A 1158-nucleotide genomic window follows, 5' to 3' on the forward strand; every position below is an offset into this window, starting at 1 on the left:
CCGCGGCCCCGAGCCGCCCCTCCGCCACCACACGGGTCGCGGCCGCGAGTCGGGTGACCGCCTCCTCGGCGACCGCCGGGGGGAGGGTGAAGGGCAGGCGCAGGTGGCCGTCGAAGGCCCCGTCGATGCCGAACCGCGGACCGGAGGGGACCCGCACCCCGAAACGTTCGCCGATCTCCGCGATCCGGGACCCGGACAGCCCTCCGGTGCGGGTCCACAGGGTGAGGCCGCCGGACGGCACCTCGAAACGCCACTCGGGCAGGTGGGACCGCAGGGCCCGCACCAGGGCGTCACGGTTGGTCCGCACCTCCTCCCGCCGCAGGCGCACCGCCTCGTCCCAACCGTCACCGGTCAGCAACCAGGTCAGGGCGAGCTGTTCCAGGACCGGGCTGCCGAGGTCGGCGTGGGCCCGCCCGGCGACCAGCCGGCGGATGAGGTCGGGGGCGGCGCGGACCCAGCCGATGCGCAGCCCCGCCCAGAAGGTCTTGCTGGCCGAACCGACGGTGACCACCGCCGCCCCGCCCGGGTCCAGGGCGGCGACCGGGTGCGGGGGCCCGCCCGGCGGGGGGTCCAGGCACAGGTCGGCCATGGTCTCGTCGACGATGAGCACGGTCCCCGAGGAGCGGGCGGCGGCGACCAGGCGCCGGCGCGACTCGTCGGGCGCCAGCGCCCCGGTGGGGTTGTGGTAGTCCGCCACCACGTAGGCCAGGCGCGGCGCGCTGTCGCGCAGCGCCGCCCGCCAGGCCGGCAGATCCCATCCGCCCAGCCCCTCCCCCATGGCCACCGGCACCAGGCGCAGGCCGCTCTGGCGCATCAGTTGCAGGACGTTGGCGTAGGAGGGGTGCTCCACCGCGATCCGCTCCCCGGGCTGGGCGAACAACCGGCGAACGGCGGCCAGTCCTCCCATGGCCCCGGTGGTGACCATGATCTGTTCGGGCATCGTGGGCACCCCGCGCGCCGTGTACCGATCCGCGAGCGCCTCGCGCAGGGCGGGCAGGCCGGCCGGGAAGTCGCCGTGGGTGCGGGCGGCGGGGGGCAGCGCGTCCAGCGCGCCGGTGAAGGCCCGGGTCAGGAGGTCCTGCGGGGCCGGCAGGGCCGCGTACCCGAGGTCGATGAGACCGGGATCGCCGTCCGGGGGCAGGGGGTCCAGGCCCGGGG

Annotated in this window: 1 protein-coding gene; it reads right to left on the bottom strand. The window is 77.0% G+C overall.

Features of this window, described 5'->3' with window-relative positions; genetic code table 11:
* The coding region (locus FOE67_RS26330) for an aminotransferase-like domain-containing protein (RefSeq protein WP_182667330.1) at nucleotides 1-1158 on the bottom strand (1158 nt) is incomplete at both ends.

The sequence above is a fragment of the Streptomyces calidiresistens genome (assembly GCF_014141525.1).
GTDB classification, from domain to species: domain Bacteria; phylum Actinomycetota; class Actinomycetes; order Streptomycetales; family Streptomycetaceae; genus Streptomyces; species Streptomyces calidiresistens.